The 20,667-nt window shown below is 53.9% G+C and carries 20 protein-coding genes; 8 read left to right on the plus strand and 12 right to left on the minus strand.

Annotation, left to right across the window (positions count from 1 at the left end; all coding sequences use genetic code 11):
* Positions 1 to 20: 20 nt before the first annotated feature.
* From UF64_RS12610 to UF64_RS12635, 6 genes are all read right to left on the minus strand, one after another.
* Positions 21 to 839, minus strand: a complete 819-nt coding sequence (locus tag UF64_RS12610; protein ID WP_044828859.1) for an ABC transporter ATP-binding protein — start codon at positions 837 to 839, stop codon at positions 21 to 23.
* Between the two features lie 136 nt (positions 840 to 975).
* The gene (locus UF64_RS12615) at positions 976 to 1,686 is read right to left on the minus strand and encodes an amino acid ABC transporter ATP-binding protein (RefSeq protein WP_200892681.1); all 711 of its coding nucleotides are present in this window, start codon (positions 1,684 to 1,686) and stop codon (positions 976 to 978) included.
* Between the two features lie 93 nt (positions 1,687 to 1,779).
* Complete coding sequence (locus UF64_RS12620) at positions 1,780 to 2,883, minus strand: amino acid ABC transporter permease (RefSeq protein ID WP_044828861.1); 1,104 nt, start codon at positions 2,881 to 2,883, stop codon at positions 1,780 to 1,782.
* A 1-nt stretch (position 2,884) separates the two neighbouring features.
* Positions 2,885 to 4,081, minus strand: a complete 1,197-nt coding sequence (locus UF64_RS12625) for an amino acid ABC transporter permease (RefSeq protein ID WP_044828862.1) — start codon at positions 4,079 to 4,081, stop codon at positions 2,885 to 2,887.
* Between the two features lie 119 nt (positions 4,082 to 4,200).
* Positions 4,201 to 5,223 carry an amino acid ABC transporter substrate-binding protein gene (locus UF64_RS12630; RefSeq protein WP_044828863.1) on the minus strand — a complete coding sequence of 341 codons (1,023 nt, stop codon included), beginning with the start codon at positions 5,221 to 5,223 and terminating at the stop codon, positions 4,201 to 4,203.
* A 494-nt stretch (positions 5,224 to 5,717) separates the two neighbouring features.
* Positions 5,718 to 7,670, minus strand: coding sequence for an acetoacetate--CoA ligase (locus UF64_RS12635; RefSeq protein ID WP_044828864.1), 1,953 nt, complete (start codon positions 7,668 to 7,670; stop codon positions 5,718 to 5,720).
* A 422-nt stretch (positions 7,671 to 8,092) separates the two neighbouring features.
* Between UF64_RS12635 and moaB the strand changes: the two genes are divergently transcribed.
* The 5 genes from moaB to UF64_RS12660 all read left to right on the plus strand — a co-directional run bounded on the left by moaB (position 8,093) and on the right by UF64_RS12660 (position 12,585).
* Positions 8,093 to 8,623 (plus strand): molybdenum cofactor biosynthesis protein B, encoded by a 531-nt coding sequence (gene moaB / locus UF64_RS12640; protein ID WP_044829027.1) that lies wholly within the window; start codon positions 8,093 to 8,095, stop codon positions 8,621 to 8,623.
* A gap of 60 nt (positions 8,624 to 8,683) precedes the next feature.
* Positions 8,684 to 9,451, plus strand: a complete 768-nt coding sequence (locus tag UF64_RS12645; protein ID WP_044828865.1) for a sulfite exporter TauE/SafE family protein — start codon at positions 8,684 to 8,686, stop codon at positions 9,449 to 9,451.
* Between the two features lie 274 nt (positions 9,452 to 9,725).
* A complete protein-coding gene (locus UF64_RS21080) occupies positions 9,726 to 10,757 on the plus strand; it encodes a methyl-accepting chemotaxis protein (RefSeq protein ID WP_044828866.1) in 1,032 nt (343 codons plus the stop codon).
* 184 nt (positions 10,758 to 10,941) lie between these two features.
* Positions 10,942 to 11,754: a hypothetical protein gene (locus tag UF64_RS12655; protein WP_044828867.1), complete on the plus strand. Its 813-nt coding sequence runs from the start codon at positions 10,942 to 10,944 to the stop codon at positions 11,752 to 11,754.
* A 69-nt stretch (positions 11,755 to 11,823) separates the two neighbouring features.
* Complete coding sequence (locus tag UF64_RS12660) at positions 11,824 to 12,585, plus strand: IclR family transcriptional regulator (protein ID WP_044828868.1); 762 nt, start codon at positions 11,824 to 11,826, stop codon at positions 12,583 to 12,585.
* Between the two features lie 12 nt (positions 12,586 to 12,597).
* Here UF64_RS12660 and msrA read toward each other — a convergent pair whose 3' ends face one another.
* Both msrA and UF64_RS20925 read right to left on the minus strand, forming a co-directional pair.
* Positions 12,598 to 13,242, minus strand: coding sequence for a peptide-methionine (S)-S-oxide reductase MsrA (gene msrA, locus UF64_RS12665; protein WP_044828869.1), 645 nt, complete (start codon positions 13,240 to 13,242; stop codon positions 12,598 to 12,600).
* 78 nt (positions 13,243 to 13,320) lie between these two features.
* A complete protein-coding gene (locus tag UF64_RS20925; RefSeq protein WP_235285051.1) occupies positions 13,321 to 13,581 on the minus strand; it encodes a hypothetical protein in 261 nt (86 codons plus the stop codon).
* Between UF64_RS20925 and UF64_RS21155 the strand changes: the two genes are divergently transcribed.
* Positions 13,484 to 13,780 (plus strand): hypothetical protein, encoded by a 297-nt coding sequence (locus tag UF64_RS21155; RefSeq protein ID WP_369792947.1) that lies wholly within the window; start codon positions 13,484 to 13,486, stop codon positions 13,778 to 13,780. The two genes, UF64_RS20925 and UF64_RS21155, sit on opposite strands and share 98 nt — an antisense overlap.
* On the opposite strand, the gene UF64_RS12675 is transcribed toward UF64_RS21155, so the two are convergent.
* The 3 genes from UF64_RS12675 to UF64_RS12685 all read right to left on the minus strand — a co-directional run bounded on the left by UF64_RS12675 (position 13,734) and on the right by UF64_RS12685 (position 16,230).
* Complete coding sequence (locus tag UF64_RS12675; RefSeq protein ID WP_044828871.1) at positions 13,734 to 15,125, minus strand: SPOR domain-containing protein; 1,392 nt, start codon at positions 15,123 to 15,125, stop codon at positions 13,734 to 13,736. The genes UF64_RS21155 and UF64_RS12675 overlap by 47 nt on opposite strands.
* Positions 15,126 to 15,272: 147 nt before the next feature.
* On the minus strand, positions 15,273 to 15,593 hold the full coding sequence (locus UF64_RS12680) for a hypothetical protein (RefSeq protein ID WP_235285052.1): 321 nt from the start codon (positions 15,591 to 15,593) through the stop codon (positions 15,273 to 15,275).
* Positions 15,594 to 15,762: 169 nt separating this feature from the next.
* Complete coding sequence (locus UF64_RS12685) at positions 15,763 to 16,230, minus strand: lipopolysaccharide assembly protein LapB (protein WP_044828873.1); 468 nt, start codon at positions 16,228 to 16,230, stop codon at positions 15,763 to 15,765.
* 133 nt (positions 16,231 to 16,363) lie between these two features.
* On the opposite strand from UF64_RS12685, the gene UF64_RS12690 reads away from it, so the two are divergent.
* The gene (locus UF64_RS12690) at positions 16,364 to 17,089 is read left to right on the plus strand and encodes a DUF4126 domain-containing protein (protein WP_044828874.1); all 726 of its coding nucleotides are present in this window, start codon (positions 16,364 to 16,366) and stop codon (positions 17,087 to 17,089) included.
* A gap of 73 nt (positions 17,090 to 17,162) precedes the next feature.
* Here the strand turns inward: UF64_RS12690 and thrS are convergent, their stop codons facing one another.
* Positions 17,163 to 19,100 (minus strand): threonine--tRNA ligase, encoded by a 1,938-nt coding sequence (thrS, locus tag UF64_RS12695; RefSeq protein ID WP_044828875.1) that lies wholly within the window; start codon positions 19,098 to 19,100, stop codon positions 17,163 to 17,165.
* 354 nt (positions 19,101 to 19,454) lie between these two features.
* Here thrS and UF64_RS12700 point away from each other — a divergent pair, with 354 nt between their 5' ends.
* Positions 19,455 to 20,642 (plus strand): MFS transporter, encoded by a 1,188-nt coding sequence (locus UF64_RS12700; protein WP_044828876.1) that lies wholly within the window; start codon positions 19,455 to 19,457, stop codon positions 20,640 to 20,642.
* The last annotated feature ends 25 nt before the right edge of the window (positions 20,643 to 20,667 follow it).

Below are 20,667 nucleotides of genomic sequence, written 5' to 3' on the forward strand. Positions count from 1 at the left end.
GGGCCTGAGTGTATCAGTCTTTAGCTGTAAACGTGGTCTTCGCGTTTGCCGGTTCGCATCGTGATCGGGCCCTGTGACGAGCCATTGAGCATCTGGGTCAGATGCGCATTGTGGGCGTCATCGATGTCCGCAGTTTTCCCGGACCAATAGACCTTGCCATCATGCATCATCATCAGGTTCTGATAGCGCGTGCGTGCGATCTGCATGTCGTTGGTGATCGATATCACGGTTGTGCCACGTTGTTCGGCGATTTTGCCGATCATGCGTTCGATATGGTTCGATAGAACCGGGTCGAGGCCAGCCGTCGGGTTATCCAGCAACAAAATCGAAGGGTCGGTTGAAATGGCGCGTGCCACACCAACGCGCTTTTGCATGCCACCGGAAAGGTCACTTGGCGTCAGGTCCGCACTTTCCGATGCCAGGCCGACAAGACCAAGCAGGTGAATGGCATGCGCCTTGGCGTCCTTGCGGCTTAGCGTGCCAAGCTCAATCTGGCGAAAGCAGATATTTTCCCAGACCTTGAGGCTGTCAAACAGGGCGTTTTGCTGAAACAGCATGCCGATGCGTTCAGCCCATTCAGCGCGTTTGGGTGCGTTGGTCTGACTGACGTCATCGCCATCAAGAATGATTTTGCCTCCGTCCGCGCCATATATGCCGACCAGGCACTTCATCAGGACACTTTTTCCTGCCGCCGATGGGCCAATGATTGCCAGCGTTTCGCCCTTGGGCAGATGCAGACTGACATCATCAAGGGCAAGCTTGTTACCGAACCGCTTGCTAAGGTGATCGACAGAAATAAAGGCCGAATGGGTCGCGGAACTGGTTTCAGGCGTGGTCATTGGCATTCCGGATGATAAACATGATGGGGCCGAGTTTCGGCAATTGCGCGGGCCGGGGCAAGGATCATTTTCACAAAAACGAAAACGGCCCCGTATCTGGGGCCGTTTTGCAAAGATCGGATGGTTTGATAACCGGTTAGTGCGACAGGATCTGGCTGAGGAACAGCTTGGTACGATCGCTTTTCGGGTTATCAAAGAACTCCTGCGGACCTGCCATTTCGACGATCTGGCCGGCATCCATGAAGATCACGCGGTCAGCGACCTCTTTGGCGAAGCCCATCTCGTGGGTCACGCAAAGCATGGTCATACCTTCCTTGGCGAGCTCGACCATAACGTCGAGAACTTCCTTGACCATTTCCGGGTCAAGAGCCGAGGTCGGCTCATCAAACAGCATGATTTTCGGCTGCATGCAGAGCGAACGGGCAATTGCTACACGCTGCTGCTGACCACCGGAAAGCTGACCCGGATATTTGTGGGCCTGCTCGGCAATCCGCACACGCTCAAGATAGTGCATGGCGAGATCGTTGGCTTCTTTCTTGGGCATCTTGCGAACCCAGATCGGTGCCAGCGTAAGGTTTTCCAGCACGGTCATGTGCGGGAAAAGGTTGAAGTGCTGGAACACCATGCAGACTTCGCGGCGCACGGCTTCGATGTTTTTGACATCGTCGCCAAGCAGAATGCCGTCGACATAGATTTCACCGCTCTGATAGGTCTCAAGGCGGTTCATGGTGCGGATCAGCGTCGACTTACCAGAGCCCGACGGGCCACAGATAACGATACGCTCACCTTTGCGAACGGACAGGTCAATATCCTGAAGAACATGGAAATTGCCGTACCATTTGTTCATCTTGTTGACGACGATGACATCCTCTTTGGACGGAGGAGGCACAGCGCCGGTAGTGGTTTCAGTTGCTACAGTCATTGTTTTTTTCCTCACTCCTTACCTGCGTTCGCCTTTGCGAAGCTCTTTTTCAAGATAGGCGGAATATTTCGCCATCGAGAAACAGATCAGGAAGAATATTGCCGCAGCGAAGGCATAGCCTTCGACGTAATATTTGGTCCAGGCCGGGTCACTGCGAAGTGCCAGCTTCACCGTGCCAAGGAAGTCAAACAGGCCGATAATCACGACCAGCGTGGTATCCTTGAACATCGAGATAAAGCTGTTCACAGTCGGCGGGATCACCAGACGCAGTGCCTGCGGCAGAATGATCAGACGCATGGACTGCCAATAGGACAGTGCAAGGCTGTCACCAGCTTCAAACTGGCCACGCGGTACGGCCTGCAGACCACCACGGAATACCTCGGCGAGGTATGCGGCGGTAAACAGGATGATACCGATCTGTGCACGCAGCAGCTTGTCGATGGTTACCCCATCAGGCAGGAACAGCGGGAACATGACCGATGCCATGAACAGAACCGTAATCAGCGGTACACCACGAATAACTTCGATATAGACCACGGAAACGGTTTTGATCGCCGGCATGTGTGACTGACGGCCAAGCGCCAGAAGCAAACCGAACGGGAAGGCAAAGATCACACCGATCGAGGACAGGATCAGGGTCAGCGGCAAGCCACCCCAATAGCTGTTCTGCACATAGGTCAGACCAAAGACACCGCCCCACATCAGGACCGAAATGACCGGAACACCGATCACCCACATCGGAATGATCGCTTTGCGCAGGCCCGGATATTTAACCGCACCGAGGCTACCGCAAATGATGCCCATGAGAACAATCATAGCCAGCAGCGGACGCCACTGTTCGTCAAACGGATAGGTCCCGAACAGGATCAGCCGCAAGTTGGCGTTCACAAAGCCCCAGCACGCACCCGTGACTTCAGCACATCCCTCAATCGTCGGAGACAACGTCGCATTAACGATGGCCCATTCAACGATCGGCGGGATCAGCCAGAGCAGGAATGCGATCGAACCAAGAGTCAGGATGGTGTTGAACCAACCGTCGAACAGGTTCTTTTTCGACCATGCAACCGCACGTTCGGCAAAGGAGCCGGTTGCCATAGGAGGTAATTTTGCGTTTTCTGACATGTTACCTCTCCACCAGCGCCATTTTCTTGTTGAACCAGTTCATGAAGAGCGAGGTCAACAAGGACAAACCAAGATAGATCGACATGAAGATCGAGATGGCCTCGATCGCCTGACCTGTCTGGTTCATGGTCGTGTTGGAAACAGACACCAGATCCGGATAGCCGACAGCAACAGCAAGTGAGCTGTTTTTGGTCAGGTTCAGATACTGGTTGGTCAGCGGCGGGATCGCAACGCGCATGGATTGCGGCAGGATCACCTTGCGAAGGGCGACAGACCGTTTGATGCCAAGACTGTCAGCGGCTTCCCACTGGCCATTCGGAACGGCCTGGATACCGGAACGGACAACCTCGGCGACATAGGTCGAGGTATATACCGTAAGGCCGATCAGAACCGCTAGAAATTCCGGAGAAATGTTATAGCCACCCTGAATGTTGAACCCTTTAAGGGCCGGAATACTCATTTCAGTCGGTGCGCCACCTGCCAGATAGGCAGCCAGAACAAGGCCAACAAAAATGCCAAGGCCAGCAAGGACGATGGGGAAAGGTTGACCGGTGGCATCCTGGCGTTTTTTAGCCCATTTCTTGACGAAATAGATTACTACACAGGCAATAACCGCCGCAATCCCCATCAAGGTGTAGGCATTGTCAGATACCGGAACCGGCATATACATTCCACGCGAGGTTAGCAGAACGCCGGGCAAAGGTTCTAGCGCGTCACGCGGATGCGGAAACGCGCTTGGAATGAGTGCGTACCAGAAGAACAGCTGCAAAAGGACCGGAATATTCCGGAACGTTTCGACGTAAACGGTTGCAAGTTTACGAACAATCCAGTTTGACGAAAGTCGCGCTACGCCGAAAATAATACCGATAATCGTGCATAATACGATACCGAGTAAAGAAACTTTGACAGTATTCAGTAAGCCGACAACCAGAGCCGATGCATAATCGCTCTGCGGGGAGTACTGAATCATGCTTTCGCTGATGCCAAAGCCAGCTTCTAGATCAAGGAAGCCGTAACCGGTAGAAATGTTCTGTTGTTCAAGGTTGTACAAGGTGTTGGATACCAGGTACCAGCCCGCAAAAACGATCAGTCCAATCGCGATGATTTGATAAAGTACCGCACGAACGTTTTCGTCATTGAGATAATCAACGAGGCCCTTGGAACGAACATCCCCCGGGGCATTTTGAGGCTTACTCATTATGACCCTCAGGTGTAGATTGTATACAAAACCAGTAAGCGCCTAACGAAAAGCTCCGCCCATGCGTTCAGGCAGTGGGGCGGAGCTTCTTAGTTTTTAGGCAGACGATAGGCTAGTGATTAGCGAATCGGCCATGCATACTGCAGGCCACCATCGGTCCACAGAGCGTTCAGACCACGCTCAAGACCAAGCTTGGCGGTAACGTTTTTCTCATAGCTTTCGCCATAGTTACCAACCTGCTTGATGATGTTGTATGCCCAAGCTTCGTCAAGACCAAGAGCTTCACCCATGCCAGGAGTCACGCCCAGCAGACGTTGGATGCCCGGGTTGGTGCTGTTTGCTTTCATGTCGTCAACATTCTCCATGGTGACGCCATATTCTTCTGCTTCAACCATTGCAGTGAAAGCCCAGCGAGCAACGTCCGACCACTGTTCGTCACCCTGGGCAACAACCGGGCCGAGCGGCTCTTTGGAAATGATTTCCGGAAGAATAACGTAGTCATCTGGGTTTTCGGCCATGGTTGTACGTACAGAAGCCAAGCCTGAAGCATCGGTCGTGTAAACGTCGCAACGGCCAGAGAAGAAGGCTGTGGTTGCTTCGTTGATGTTTTCAATAACGACCGGCTCGAAAGACATGCCTTTAGCGCGGAAGTAATCAGCAAGGTTCAGCTCGGTCGTGGTACCCGGCTCAACGCAGACGGTTGCACCGTCAAGCTCGGTTGCGCTGGAAACGCCAAGAGCTTTCGGGATCAGGAAGCCCTGACCGTCATAGTAGTTGATGCCAACAAAGGTCAGACCCAGTTTCGCATCACGGGTGGTGGTTGCAGTGGTGTTACGCGACAGGATGTCGATTTCACCAGACTGCAGTGCTGTGAAGCGTTGCGGTGCGGTCAGCGGAGTGTACTGAACGGCGTTTGAATCGCCGAGCAATGCAGCTGCCACTGCACGGCAGACGTCAACGTCGATACCTTCCCATTTACCTTCTGCATTGGCAGCGGAGAAGCCCGGAAGGCCAACGTTCACGCCGCACTGAACGAAACCTTTTGCCTTGATGCCGTCAAGCACGGCACCTGCCTGTGCGTTCTGTGCGGCAACGGCTGCAACGGTCATTGCGCCAGCGGCAAGGATCGTTTGAATTTTCATAAGATAGCTCCCTTGTTAGCAAAGCATTGTTTTTAGCTTTTGTGCCACCCTGGATATGCACAGCCGCATATCCATCCGCCCGAAAGAGATCGGACGGCCAAATTAAGAAATTTTAGGCCGCTATGTGTCAAGTGTGAAAAATTTCGGGCAGGTTGGGGAGCTATGAATTCGGCGGAAAATTGAGACTTTTTCCGCAGTTGTAGACTGCGTAATTTCACTTAGATAAATTATACAAAATTCCGTTTTCCTTATTTATTCAATGCTCTAGTGGGAATTTTGGTGGTGTCGCAAGCACGGTTAAGAATTGCACGAACTTTTTTTCATCAAATCGAGGTTGATGGTTAAAAAAAGTGCACAAGTTCACGCTGTTTAAAAAGCATGCATCGCTGCGCTGCGGAATCGATGGCGGGCATATCGTGAAACGGCCGTGTTCGGACCGGAGCTGTATCGTGCCTCAAAAAAAGCCCCGCACTATTTGGCGGGGCTTTGGAACATCAGGTTTTCAGTTCCGAAAGGTTGGAGAACAGCTCCAGCGCGGTAGGGTTTGCCAATGCTTCCTGATTTTTGACGGGTCTGCCGTGGACAACGTCGCGAACGGCAAGCTCTGTAATCTTACCTGATTTCGTGCGCGGAATATCGGCAACGGCAAGGACCTTGGCCGGCACATGGCGTGGTGTGCAATTGCTGCGGATCTGCTTCTTGATCTTTTCGATCAGTGCGGTATCCAACACGTAATTATCGCGCAGCACAACAAACAGGATCACCCGAACGTCATTATCCCAGTCCTGACCGATGACAATCGATTCCTGAATTTCCGGCAGCTTTTCGACCTGACGATAGATCTCTGCCGTGCCAATGCGAACGCCACCCGGATTAAGTGTCGCGTCTGACCGGCCATAGATCACCATGCCGCCTTCGTCATCAAGTTCGACATAGTCCCCATGGCACCAGATGTTCTCGAACCGGTCGAAATAGGCACTGTGATAGCGTGATCCATCCGGATCATTCCAGAAGCCGACCGGCATAGACGGGAAGGGCTTGGTGCAAACAAGTTCGCCTTTTTCATTGCGAACCGGTTTGCCATCATCGTCAAAGACATCAACTGCAACCCCAAGAGCACGGGTCTGAATAACACCGCGCTTCACCGGCAGGACCGGGGAGGCAAGCACGAAGCAGCCAAGGATGTCTGTCCCGCCCGAAATCGAAGCGAGATGGATGTCTTCCTTGATGTCGCGATAAACGTAATCAAAGCTTTCCGGCGCCAGCGGCGATCCAGTGGATGTCATGGCGCGCACGGTAGACAGATCGTGGGTTTCGCGCGGTTTAAGCTCAGCCTTGGCAAGGGCGTCGATATATTTGGCCGAGGTGCCAAACAGGGTCATGCCTTCTGCATCGGCATAGTCAAACAGGATGTTGCCGTTCGGATAGAACGGTGAACCATCATAAAGCAGAAGGGTCGCACCGGCCGCCAGTCCTGCCATCAGCCAGTTCCACATCATCCAGCCACATGTGGTGAAATAGAAAACGCGATCACCGGGTGCCACATCACAGTGAAGGATATGTTCGGAAACCTGTTTCAGAAGTGTTCCGCCAGTGCCGTGGACGATGCATTTCGGCTTGCCCGTCGTACCAGACGAAAACATGACATAAAGCGGGTGATTGAACTCGACCTGCTCAAAGGCGATTTTCTCGGTGCGGAACGGTGCGATGAAGTCGTCATAGGTGACGGCATTGCGGATAGCCGTGGTGTTGGCACCATCAAAGGCATAGGGCACGATGACGACCTTTTTCAGGCTGTCGATGCGTTCAACAACATCGTGAACCTTTTCGCGGATGTCATGTTGCTTGCCATTATAATGATAGCCATCAACCGTGATCATGACGGTTGGTTCAATCTGACCAAAGCGGTCAACAACACCCTGCACCCCGAAATCGGGGGAGGCGGATGACCATGTGGCGCCGATGGCCGCCGTCGCAAGCATTGCGATCACGGTTTCCGACATGTTGGGCATATAGCCACAGACACGATCGCCTTTGCCAACACCCTCGGCACGCAGGGCCTGCGAGAATTTTGATACGGCAATATTAAGTTCTGCCCAGGACAGGCGGGTCTTGACCTTGTCCTCGCCCCAGAAGATCAGGGCATCGGTATCGTCATCACGGACCAGCAGGTTTTTAGCAAAGTTCAGGCGCGCATCAGGAAAGAACTGGGCGCCAGGCATTTTGTTGCCGTCGATCAGGACGCGCTCACCCCAGCTTTGTGCTTTGAGGTCAGCATATTCAATGACAGCAGGCCAGAAACGTTCAATCTCGGCAACAGACCAATCATAGAGCTCGGTAAAGTTCTCGAGCTTTAGCGCGTACTTTTCATTCACCCACTCGCGAAACCGGGTGACGTTTGCATTTTCAACGCGTTCTTTCGTCGGTTGCCAAAGCAAGTCGCTCATGATGGGTCCTCTGTTTCCTGCCGAATGTTTTGCTGTGCTCGACGCTTCGTTTCGGGGCGCCAAATTGGTAGTCCTTTACCGCTTTTTTAAGCGTAAAAATCCGCACCGGCAAGCGAAGTCACGCAGATGTGTAATATTGGTAATACCAATTTGCTAATTTTTCATTATGTATGACGTCATGACAACCAGTTAATCAATTGATGTATATAGCGACTGTTTGTCAAAATAGGGGCGAAAAATTGTTTGGCGGATGACCGCTTTTCTTGCGTTAAAAGCTAATAAAATATCAAATCCGTTAGGGTTTTTATTCTATCGTGATTCGTTTGGTTGCGATGGTGGGGTGTGATGCACGTGAAAACGCTTGCACCCGTCTCAGGGCATATTAGGTTGATGCAGCGAACTGGAAAGATATGGAGATAGCCGTGGCGGGTATTGACGAAAGCCAACCTTTTGTGTCGATCAACATTGCTGTCCTGACGGTCAGCGATACACGTGATCTCCATAATGATACCTCGGGCGAAGTCCTGTGTGAGCGGATCATCGAAAAGGGGCATCGGGTTTATGACCGTCAGATTCTGCCTGACGATCAAGGAGCCTTGCGCAAGCAGCTGGGTGCCTGGTGCGCTGACCACAATATCGATGTGATCATTACGACAGGCGGGACGGGTGTGACCGGACGCGATGTTACAGTCGAAGCCCATCGTGCGCTCTATGAAAAGGAAATTCCGGGTTTTGGCGAGCTGTTCCGCTGGGTTTCATATCAGAAGATCGGCACATCCACCGTCCAGTCGCGCGCCACAGCAGGTGTATGCATGGGAACCTATCTGTTTGCGCTGCCTGGATCGACAGGGGCGTGCAAGGATGCCTGGGATGAAATCCTGACCTACCAGCTTGATATCCGGCATCGCCCGTGCAACTTCGTCGAACTGATGCCGCGCCTTCTTGAGCAATAAGGCCGAAGCCAACCTGTCTTTCCCGTGATCCGGGATTTTCCACCCAGATAAGGACGTTCGATGGAATTCATCACGGATCCGTTTTTCTATGTCGTCGGCATTCCGGCCGTTCTGATTGCCGGCGTATCGAAAAGCGGTTTTGGCGGCGGGCTTGGGGTTGTTGCCGTGCCCTTGATGGCGCTGGCCGTCTCGCCGCAGGCGGCGGCTGCCATCATGTTGCCCATCCTGTGTCTGATGGATGTTGCCAATGTGTGGGCCTATCGCAATCGCTGGGATCGGCGGAATATGAAGATCCTGGTTCCCGCCGCCTTGGTGGGCATTTTGATCGGGACCTTGTCGTTTAGCTATCTCAACGAAGCGGCGGTCAAGATGATCATCGCGCTAATCGCCATCATCTTTACGCTTGATCACTGGTTGCGTGGTCGCAATGCCAGTGGGGCGCCGGGATCAGCAACGGTGGGCAAGGGCACCATCCTTGGCACACTTGCCGGTTTCACCAGTTTTGTCGCCCATGCTGGCGGTCCGCCAGTTTCGGTGTATCTGTTGCCACAAAGAATGGATAAGTCGATCTTTGTCGGTACGACGGTGATGTTCTTTATCGTCGTGAACTACGTCAAACTGATCCCCTATGCCATGCTTGGGCAGTTTGATGCGTCAAACCTTGGAACTTCGCTTTTGTTCGTGCCGGTGGCCTTGTTCGGGACCTGGCTTGGCCTTTGGGCGCATGACAAGGTCAGCGTCAAGTTGTTCTACCGCGTTTGCTACAGCCTGCTGTTTCTGACGGGGATAAAGCTGCTGACAGACTCGATTCTTGAGTTCACGGCCTGACACAAGGCTTTTGACGCTTAAAGTACGAAGTATAACTTCCCGCCACCTGACCTGTATCAATGCGTGATCGGCCGCATTGGCGTTGTTTTATGCGAGGTCGTCTTCTCTCGATACGGTGCGTCACGGAAGAAGTATAATCCCGTGTTTACCTCCAGATAGAAGTGACTTAAGAGATATCGTTGCTGCAAGAAAAAGCAGAATTGATGGCACTTAAAAAATAATAAGCCATCTGCAGCCGGAGGAGACTTGGTGTGCATATGGGAGCTTTACTTAAATGCCAGAAAGAATCCTGCAGGTTGCGACGGCAATGTCCGGGCAGGCCAACGATAAAATCACTGAAATCAAGGCAGTTACGCGCGCGACACGTACGCTTGCGCTTAACGCACTGATCGAAGCCGCACGGGCCGGTGAAGTCGGCCGTGGCTTCGGCGTGGTGGCCAATGAGGTCAAGGAAATCTCGCAGCGCGTTACCGTGATCACCGAAGAGCTCGAAAACATGTTTTTGAAGCTGGCATCGGATCTGGAAGAAACAGCGCAAATGGCCCGTGGTGATCGATTTTCCGATCTGGCCCGCTATGCAGTCGAATTGATGGACCGAAACCTGTTTGAGCGGTCCTGCGATGTCCGGTGGTGGGCAACTGACGCAGCCGTCGTTGATGTTTGTGAAAACCCGCATGACGAAGCCATTGCCCAGCGGGCGTGTAATCGGCTGGGTGTCATTCTGGATTCCTATACGGTCTATCTTGATCTTTGGGTGGCCGATAAGAATGGCAATGTCATCGCCAATGGTCGGCCGGAGTCTTATCGCCTTAAGGGCCAGAATATTTCAGATCAGGCTTGGTTCCACGAAGCCTTGCGCTGCCGCGATGGCGGGCACTATGCCGTGGCCGATGTCGAACAGAACCCGATGCTAAACAACGCCGCAACACCTACCTATGCCACAGCCGTGCGTAAAGGCGGGGATGTGAATGGCGAGGTTATCGGTGTGATGGGTGTCTTCTTTGATTGGGAAAGCCAGGCACCGATGATTGTCAAGTCGCTCAACTTCAGCCCGGAGGAACGGGAACGCACGCGTGTCATGCTGATTGATGCCAACAACCGCGTTCTGGCAGCATCAGACGATAAAGGTATTCTGAGCGAGAAGTTCACGCTTCGGGTCGATGATCCTGCACGCGGAGCATATTTGCTTGATGACGGCGCACTTGTGGCCTACGCCCTGACCCCGGGATATGAAACCTATGAGGGGCTTGGTTGGCGTGGTGTGATCGTGCAGGCGCCCAGATCGGAAAGCGTCGTCGTCGCATAGTTTCCAGATCAAGCGGGCGAGCCATATAAAAACGACCAGAAACGGGTGCCTCAGAGGAGGTGCCCGTTTTTTCATGGTCTATGCGGAGCGCAATAGCGCTTGCCCAATTCCGGGAAACCGGATACGGATGTTGTCACTTTGTTGATAAAATGTCATTGATGATCCGTTAGAGGGATAAACGCATTTGGAACTGATCCTTGCGAAGATTGCAGTATCGATTGGAACGGTTCTTGGGCTTTCTGTCCTCGCCGAACGGGCAGGGCCGCGTGTTGCCGGCGTTCTGTCTGGATATCCGCTTGGAACGGCCATCCTTCTCTATTTCATTGCGATTGAACAAGGTATCGGTTTTGCCAGTGAAAGTGCGGTCTACGCATTGCCCGGGCTGATTGCGACTTTGACGTTTCTTTATGCCTACTATCTGGTGTCGAGAAAATGCACGCACTTGCCGGTTATCCCGCAGATATTCCTAAGCTCGCTTGGCGCATTCGCAACCTATCTGGGCGTTTCATGGCTGTTTCAGCTTGCCCCGATGAGTTTGACGCAGGCAGCCGTGATCCTGCTGGTGGCGATATTCGTGGCGCTGATCCTGTTCCGCAAGATCGAGAATGTCCGTATTCTTAACCGAGTTCGTCTGACCAAGGGCGTTGTGATGCTCCGCGCGACCCTGGCTGCGATCATTGTGCTGGTCATCAGTGGTATGGCGGCATGGATCGGGTCGCGTTGGTCAGGGTTGCTGTCGGGCTTCCCGGTCACGCTTTATCCGATGATGCTGATCCTGCATTTCTCATACGGGGCGGCGCCTGTTCATACCGTCATCCGAAATTTCCCGCGGGGTATGGGGGCATTGTGGGTATACATCCTTGCGGTGACCCTTGGTTATCCTGTGCTTGGGCTTGGCTTGGGGACGCTTTGCGCATTTGCCGCTGCGACTGTTTATCTGGTCAGTTACTCCACTTTCGTCTGGTTCCGTCAAAAGTCCGTGCAAGCAGCACGCTGATCTCCTAACATTCAGAGAATACGACAATGATGGTCGGCAAATCGACCACTTGCAGGGAGTAGTCGCTGAATGCAGCAGGTCCAGTCGCTGGTCAGGGCGTTAAGCATCCTTAATGCGCTTGCCGAAAGCGAAGACGGGATGACCTTGACCGAAATTGCACAACAGGTGAAGTTGCCGCCATCCACGGCACACAGGTTGCTGACAACCATGCAACACGAACGCTACGTGTCGTTCGATGGGGAACGGACGCTCTGGTTCGTGGGGGTGCAGGCATTCAGTGTCGGCAATTCCTTTACCAAGAACCGCAACCTCAGCCAGATTGCCCGGCCTTACATGCGGGCCCTGATGGAAGACAGCGGCGAGACGGTCAATCTTGCCGTCGCAGACGGTGGGGAGGTCATTTTTCTGTCGCAGGTCGAATGCCGCAAGATGATGCGCGCCCTTGTCACGCCAGGTCGTCGTGCCCTGATGCATTGCTCTGGCGTCGGCAAGGCCTTGTTGGCTTTCCTGCCAGAAGAAGAGCTACATTCCGTCGTTGCCAAGCACGGCTTGCCCAAGATTACCGAGCGCACGCTTGTCACCCAAACAGCGCTTGAGAAAGATCTCGAAAAATCCCGTCAGCGCGGCTATGCGCTTGATGATGAAGAACACGCGGTTGGCTTGCGTTGTGTGGCGGGTGTTGTCCGTGATGAAACCGGGCAACCGATTGCAGCACTGTCGCTTTCCGGGCCAGCGGCGCGTATACCCAACGAACACATTGAACAGCTGGGCCTCAAGATCCGCAGGGTTTGTGCGGATCTTAGCAGGGAATACGGCGGCAAGCCCGTGTGATTTTGATCCGGGTTACATGCCCGGGCAGGACACGCCGGTTCCACCCAGACCGCAATACCCGTCGGGATTTTTCTGCAGATATTGCTGGTGGAAATCTTCGGCATAGAAGAACTCCGGCGCCTCGGTGATCTCGGTGGTTACCGAGGCCTGACCGGCAGCTTTTAGCGCGGCATTGTATTCTTCACGGGAGTGTTTTGCAGTTTCCAGCTGCTCTGGCGTGCGCGCAAACAGCACGGAGCGATACTGGGTGCCCACATCATTGCCCTGGCGCATTCCCTGGGTCGGGTCATGGTTTTCCCAAAACAGTTTCAGAAGGGCCGAATAGGTCGTCACAGCCGGATCAAAGACGACCAGAACGACCTCGGCATGGCCGGTCATGCCGCTGCAAACTTCGCGGTAGGTCGGGTTTTTGGTAAGGCCACCCGCGTAACCGACGGCGGTGCTATAGATCCCCGGTGCCTTCCAGAAAAGGCGCTCTGCACCCCAGAAGCATCCCATACCGAAAATCGCCACTTCCAAATGTGCAGGGAAGGGACCCTTCATCGGGTTACCGGTCACGATATTGGCGTCAGCAACCGGAAGCTCCTGATCACGTCCCGGAAGGGCGGTTTCTGCGGTTGGCATTTTGGGCTTGTCGGATTTCAGCACGGAGAACATGTCATTTTTCCCGAAGAGTATTTCGCGTTCATGCGTGCAATGTACTCCAGACAGAGACAATAGCAATTCCCCTCTTGATCAAATGTCTTTGAACATTCTTTTGGCAGGGGTTTCGTTCCACCAGATAATCCACACATGAATTCCGTGGAACGGTGTGCTGAGAAGGCCTTTGCGCAAACTAAAGCATTTGAAATCAATGGCCTTGATGCTGGCAGGCGCATTTTGTCTGCTGATCGGGTTGGTGTTTCTGCCATTGCCGCCGCCGTTTTTTGGTATGGTCTTTATAGCACTTGGTGTCCCGATGCTGGCATCTGGATCAAAACGCACACGGCGTTTCATCCAGCATCTGCGCTGGCGCTACTACCGGCATAACGAAAAGGTCGAGTATCTTTTGGCAAGGATGCCGGGATTTGTGAGGCGTCATGGTCATAAAACCAGACCAGACGGCCTGATGCGGTCCCACAAAATGGCGGTATCGGCCAAAGAACGGCTTAAGGGGCGACCCGGCGCACCAGACAGTCCGTTCCGGCAGACTTAAGTGTATTGCAGGCCTCTGTTGCGGCGGCTGACGTGCCATAGGACCCGGTGAGCAAGCGGAAGAACAATCCTTTGCCCTCAATCGAGATACTTACGACCTCATGATCGGCAGCGGCAAGCATGCCGTGCGGTGCACTCTGAAACTTCGACCAGGCACTTTCGGCCCGCCCGCGTGAGCGGTAAGCGGCAAGCTGCACGGCGTAGTAGGGGCTGCTTGTCTGTGCTGCTGTCGGTGCAGGGGCAGCTTGTGGCTCGGGTACAGCTGCCGACTGCGCCATTTCTTGGACAGGGGCATCAGACGCGGGTTGCGTTGAGGTGATCGGGAGTTCGATCATTGGTGCCGGCGTAGGCGGCTGGTCAACAACATCCAACTCACCCTGTTCCGTCGGCCGGGAGTTTGATGCGACAATTGCGCCGCTATGTTCGGTCGGCGCGACATCGCCGGCAATGGTCGGGGCGTCAACCACCGGCGTAGAGCGCGGTGTTTCGGCTTGTATAGCTGGTGTCGCTGGCGTCGGTGCTGGCACGGGTGCCAATCTCGGAACAACATCTGCTGATGCTGCCGGTGCTGTACTTGTCGCGGTTGAGCGTGGTGCGGGCGTTGGTGCAGGTGTAGATGCAGGTACTGCTTCACGCCGTTCAACGCGCGTCAGTTTTGCTGTGTTTTCGCTGACCGGCATATCCATGCGGGTGACGGGACTGGTTCTGTCTTCCGGTTCGGCTTCAACAACGCCACCGGTTTCATAAAAACGCCGGTCACGTTCCACCTGCGGTGGATCGGGCAGTTCCGGTCCGGGTGCCACCGTGGCAGAAGCAACCACAGTTTCAATTTCTTCGGAGCGCGCATACTCAGGTGAGGCGGCATCAAGGGCAACCAGACGGCGCTGTGCGAGGCTGTTGATGCTGCCCGAAAGGCGCACACCCTGACCGCAATCAAGATCGACCTTCATGTCAGGTGGGGTAGCCGTCAACCAGACATAGAGCTTGCGCGCATTTTCATAATTGCCGTCCATGTCATAGGAAATCGCCTGCAGCAGGTTGTCCTGTGGACTGCCATCAAGCGAAATGGGGCCGTTTGTCGCACCAGCGCTTTGAGAACTGCTTTGGGCAGCAGGGTTGCCAAAAAACAAACCGCAAGCTGCGCGGTCAAAGCTTGCCTTTTCCGATGCGGATACCTGATGGGTCGAAGCAGGGGTGATTTCTTGCGAGGACGAGGAGGACCCAAACCAGAGCCCGGACAGATCATCGGTACTGCAAGCAGCCAGAAGCGGCAGAAATGCTGCGGCGCTTATCCATCCCCGGATCTTGCGGGGGCTGTTTTTGGTTGTCGCAGACCTGATTTTCACGCTTCACCTGATCGTCACTGTATTACCGAAAGTTATATCTTTCCTTTCGGGCAAACACAACTACTGCAAACAGACCAATTGCGATCAGGTTTACTTGAAAGTCAGTGGGATAAAGAGCGTTGAGAGACAGGGCAGGCCGACGAGAGTTTATCGCATTGCCAGGGGGATCATGATGCCAGCCAGAAGGATCAAAACAGTCACCGCAATCACGATATTGATGATGCCTTTGGTGGCCCGGTTTGCTGTTTCGCGGGTCATGCCGGGGTTTTGAGCCCTACGACGTGTGGAGCCACCAGCTACACCGGCACTTTCCGGTGTCAGGATTTTTATGACCTGTTTTTTGTCCTTGCGGGTCGCCTGATCGTATTTGTTTTCAACGATGCGAACTTCGGTGGTGTTCTTGTTGCCGATGGCTTCCTTGGCGGAATTCAGGGCAGAACTATAGTCCGAAACGGGTTCCAGTTCCATTTGCTGCCCTGAAGTGCGCATGCATACGACTGTATAGCTTTTGCTCATGACGGCGTTTGACATCAATTTTTCCCGTTTTCGTGTTCCAACCTCTGCAGAGATATGGCGTCTTTACGCGAAAAAAGGAACCTATTCGGACGAATAGGCAAATGTGTCGTGTAATAGGCGCCTAGTTGGTCATTCTGCTGGCGAGCTGCTTGTATTCTTCACAGTCAGTGCCGCAAAGCTGCTCAAGCCTTGCAAGGTTTTCCTGGGCCATTTGCGGCTTGCCTGTCTGCAGGAACAATTCACCCTGATATTCAAGTGCGCCGACATGTTCCGGGTTGATCATCAGGGCGCGTTCATAATTCTGCGCGGCACTGTCAAAATCGCCCATCTTGCGCTGGCTATAGGCAAGGTAATTATACAGATCGGCGTTTTCGGAATCGTCTTCGAGCATGGTTTCGATCTTGTCGATCGCCATCTCGTACATTTCGGTATCAACCAGTTCGGTCACAGCCGAAAGATCGGTTCCCTCGGAGCTCCAGCTATCCGAGCTTCCCATCGCAAATGCGTTGCCTGCCAGAAGCGGGGTGGCAAGCATCATCACCACAGCACATGCCTTGATCATTTTTAGGGTTTCACCATCACGGTTCATCGTCGTACCTTTCTTCGATCTTGTTTGGCATTAATGCGTGCGTTGGGACGCTCTGAAAGTGTGATTTATCACAACTGGAAGTTTTGCCTAGTCACTTGTTGGTGAGAATTGTGTCTTTGAAAGGGCGTTATTCGTGGGAGTAATCGAAACTCTTGCTTTGGGGATGGGCGGGGCCTGGGCCAGCGGTGTAAATCTTTATGGCACCGTGGTTGTTCTGGGTTTAATGAACAATTTTGGTTTGCTTGATTTGCCGCCCGAACTGCAGGTTTTGGGAAGCTGGTGGGTACTGGCGCTAGCCATTTTCCTGTATCTGATCGAATTCGTCGCAGACAAAATTCCGATTGTTGATAGCGTCTGGGACGCCATCCACACCTTTATCCGTATTCCTGCGGGTGCTTTGCTTGCTGCTGGTGCATTGGGAGGCCTTGATGTTGGTTTGGGGGATGGTGTGCAAACCGCCATTGCATTGCTGGTCGGCGGCACTGTTGCAGCCGGAAGCCATTTCACCAAGGCGGGTAGTCGGGCTGCGATCAACACATCCCCTGAACCGTTTAGCAACAGCGTGGCCTCAGTGGCAGAAGATGTCGCGGTGTTTGGCGCGCTTTACACCGTTGCGTTCCACCCTGTGGTCTTCTTCGTGCTGCTTGCTGTTTTTATCCTGTTTCTGGTTTGGCTCGTGCCAAAGATCTGGCGGTTTATCGGCCAGGTGTTTGGCAATGCCCGCCATCCATCCGTGGCCTATGCCCAAACCCGCGCGCACCAAGCAGGCCCCGGTGCAGGCATTACAAAAATCAATCTGTCCGGGGCAGGCGGCGGAACCTTGCCGCCTTCGGAAAATCCGAAGCTGCCACCTGAATAAAGAGACGTTTTGATAAAAGAAAAGCCCGCAAGCATATGACTTGCGGGCTTTTTATTTGTTTATGTTCGCTTGATCAGAACTCGGCTTCGATCACGCGATCACGGATGTCAGCCGCCATCGCATCACCCAGTTCATCAATGCCGTAGGTCTTCTGGTGCTTGAAGCCAATGCGGCGAACCGAAGCAGTTTTTTCTTCGGCTTCGCGTTTGCCAAGCGCAAGGATCATCGGAACCTTGGCGTGGCTGTGCTCGCGGACCTTGTAGTTGATTTTCTCGTTACGGGTATCGAGCTCAACATTGAGGCCCTTGGCTTCGAGCGCCGCCTTGACTTCATGGGCATAATCGTCGGCGTCATTGGTAATGGTGCAGACAACCGCATGAACTGGCGAAAGCCACAGCGGCAGGCGACCGGCATAGTTTTCGATCAGAATGCCAATGAAACGTTCGAGCGACCCAAGGATCGCACGGTGCAGCATCACAGGACGGTGTTTCTCACCATCTTCGCCCATATAGGACGCATCAAGACGTTCCGGCAGAACGAAGTCGGCCTGAAGGGTGCCGCACTGCCAGTCACGACCAATCGCGTCACGCAGCACAAACTCAAGCTTCGGCCCATAAAACGCGCCTTCACCCGGGTTGACTTCAAGGGCAAGGCCAGCCTCCTCGGCTGCTTCACGAAGGGCCGCCTCGGCCTTGTCCCAAATCTCGTCAGAACCGGCACGCACTTCCGGACGGTCGGAGAACTTCACAAGAATGTCGGTAAAGCCGAAATCCTTGTAAACCGACTTCAGAAGGTCACAGAAAATCTTGGTTTCCGAGACGATCTGATCTTCGGTGCAGAAGATATGCGCATCATCCTGAATGAACTGGCGCACGCGCATGATGCCGTGCAGGCCGCCGGACGGCTCATTGCGGTGACAGCAGCCAAATTCCGCCATACGCAGCGGCAGGTCACGATAGGACTTGCTGCCAAGACGGAAGATCTGCACGTGGCACGGGCAGTTCATCGGCTTAAGCGCCAGAACACGTTCCGGATCATCTTCATCCGGGGTCGTGGTGAACATGTTCTCGCGGAACTTTTCCCAGTGACCGGATTTTTCCCAAAGCACGCGGTCAACAAGCTGCGGCGTGCGCACTTCCTGGTATCCGGCCGCATCAAGGCGGTCACGGATATAGGTTTCAACCTTGCGATAAAGCTTCAGACCCTTGTCATGCCAGAAGACCGATCCTTGGGCTTCTTCCTGCATGTGGAAGAGGTCCATTTCACGGCCAAGACGGCGATGATCGCGCTTTTCAGCTTCTTCAAGCATGTGCAGATACGCATCAAGGTCTTCCTTGCTTTCCCAGCAGGTGCCATAGATACGCTGCAGCATTTCATTGTCGGAATTGCCACGCCAATAGGCGCCGGCAACCTTCATCAGCTTGAAGGCCTTGCCGATCTTGCCGGTCGACGGCGCATGCGGGCCACGGCACAGGTCGATGAAATCGCCCTGGCGATAGCAGGTGATGGTTTCGGTTTCCGGCAGATCACGGATGATCTCGGCCTTGTACTTTTCACCCTTGTCCAGGAAGAACTTGATTGCTTCATCACGGTCCCAGACCTCACGCACGATCGGCTCGTTGCGTTCGATGATCTTGTGCATCTGCTTTTCGATCTTGACCAGGTCATCAGGCGTGAACGGCGTTTCACGGGCGAAATCGTAATAGAAACCGTTTTCGATGGACGGGCCAATCGTGACCTGCGTATCGGGATAAAGTTCCTGAACGGCTTCAGCCATGACGTGTGCGCAATCGTGACGGATCAGCGGCAGAACCTCTGCATGGCCCTTGGTCACGATTTCGATAGTCGCGTCAGTGTCAATCTCGCGCGCGAGGTCGCGCACTTCACCGTTGACGATGATGGCAAAGGACTTCTTTGCCAGCGAAGAACTGATGCTTTTGGCGACATCGAAACCCGATACCGGGCCGTCGAATTCGCGCACGGCACCATCGGGAAGGGTCAGGGCAATCATGGTTGGCTCAACTCTGCTTTATCTGCGGGCATAATTCAGTAATGCACATATACGACCCGCATGTTTACGCGGGGTAAATGCACAAGAAAAGGAATTTAAGGATGAGGTCAAGTTCGCTCTTTGAAAAAAGCGACTTTCGGGACAGCACGGACCGCCGCAACGCCAATCTGGCGTGCAGTGTTTTCTGCGATCTTCAACTTTTTGTCGGCAAAGCCGTGCATTGACACTATCCCGTAAGGTGAAGAGCCAATATAACAGGACAAACTTGTAGAGCAAGACGCAAGCCGTTGCCAAAGGCGCGTTTTGTCAAAAACATGAAATTGGCGCCACCAACGCCAAAACAGGGAGCCCCAAATGTCGAGCCCGGAAGTCCGCCGGAACATTATGATTTTAAGTCTGTGCGTCGCGCTATCTGCCAGTGCGATGTCGCTGATCTTTACTGTCGCGGCCGTGATCGGCTTTTCACTCGCCAGTGACAAATCCCTCTCAACCCTGCCGGTCGCCTGCATGATGATTGCCATGATGGCAATGACGGCCCCGTCGGCCGTGATCATGGCCAAGAAGGGGCGTCGTTTTGGGTTCTGGATGGGCGCTGCCATTGCCATGATGGGCGCGGTGTCGGGAATGGGCGCGGTTTACTACGCCAATTTCTGGCTGCTTTGCATGGCCTGTGCCTGCATCGGGGCGGGTAACGCCATTGCCATGCAGTATCGTTTTGCCGCAGCCGAAGCCGCACCGGCGGAATTCCGCGCACGTGCGATTTCCTACACCATGTTGGGTGGGCTGGCCTCGGCCTTCATCGGGCCGAACCTGGCAAGCTTTGCGCGTGACTGGTTTGACACGGTGCCGTTCCTTGGAACCTTCGTCGCCCTGATCGGATTGCAATTCCTGTTGGTGATTGCGATTGGCCAGCTGCGCTTGCCCGATATGCGCGGGCACAAGCATCCGGAACCGGCACGTCCGCTTAAGACCGTGATGGGCCAGCCAGCTGTGATTGTTGCGATCATTGCAGGTGCGCTTGGCTATGCGGTCATGAGCTTTGTAATGACGGCAACACCACTAGCGATCCTTGATTGCAATTATGCCTTCGGCGATGCCGCCTTTATCATCCAATGGCATGTTGTCGGCATGTATGCGCCGGGCTTCTTTACCGGCAACCTGATCAAACGGTTTGGGGCGCTTAAGGTCATTCAAGCCGGTGCGATCCTGAATTTCGTTTGTTTGGCTGTTGGCCTTTCCGGGCAGGACCTGATGGGTAATTTCTGGGTGTCGTTGGTGCTGCTCGGTGTTGGGTGGAACTTCATGTTCGTCGGTGCCACCACGTTCCTGACGGAAAACTATCGTCCGTCCGAACAGGCGCGTGTTCAAGCCATCAACGAGTTTTGTGTGTTTGGTACCGTCGCAATCGCATCGCTGTCGGCTGGCACGATCTATGCCGGATCAGGTTGGGTGACGCTGCTTTATAGTGCCGCACTTCCGGTCGGCATGGTGTTGCTGATCGTTGCGACCTTTGCGATCCGTCGTCGGGCGCAGGCCGCTTGAGTGCACTGTTTATGAACAAGAAAAG

The sequence above is a fragment of the Thalassospira sp. HJ genome (assembly GCF_000948415.1).
Lineage (GTDB): Bacteria > Pseudomonadota > Alphaproteobacteria > Rhodospirillales > Thalassospiraceae > Thalassospira.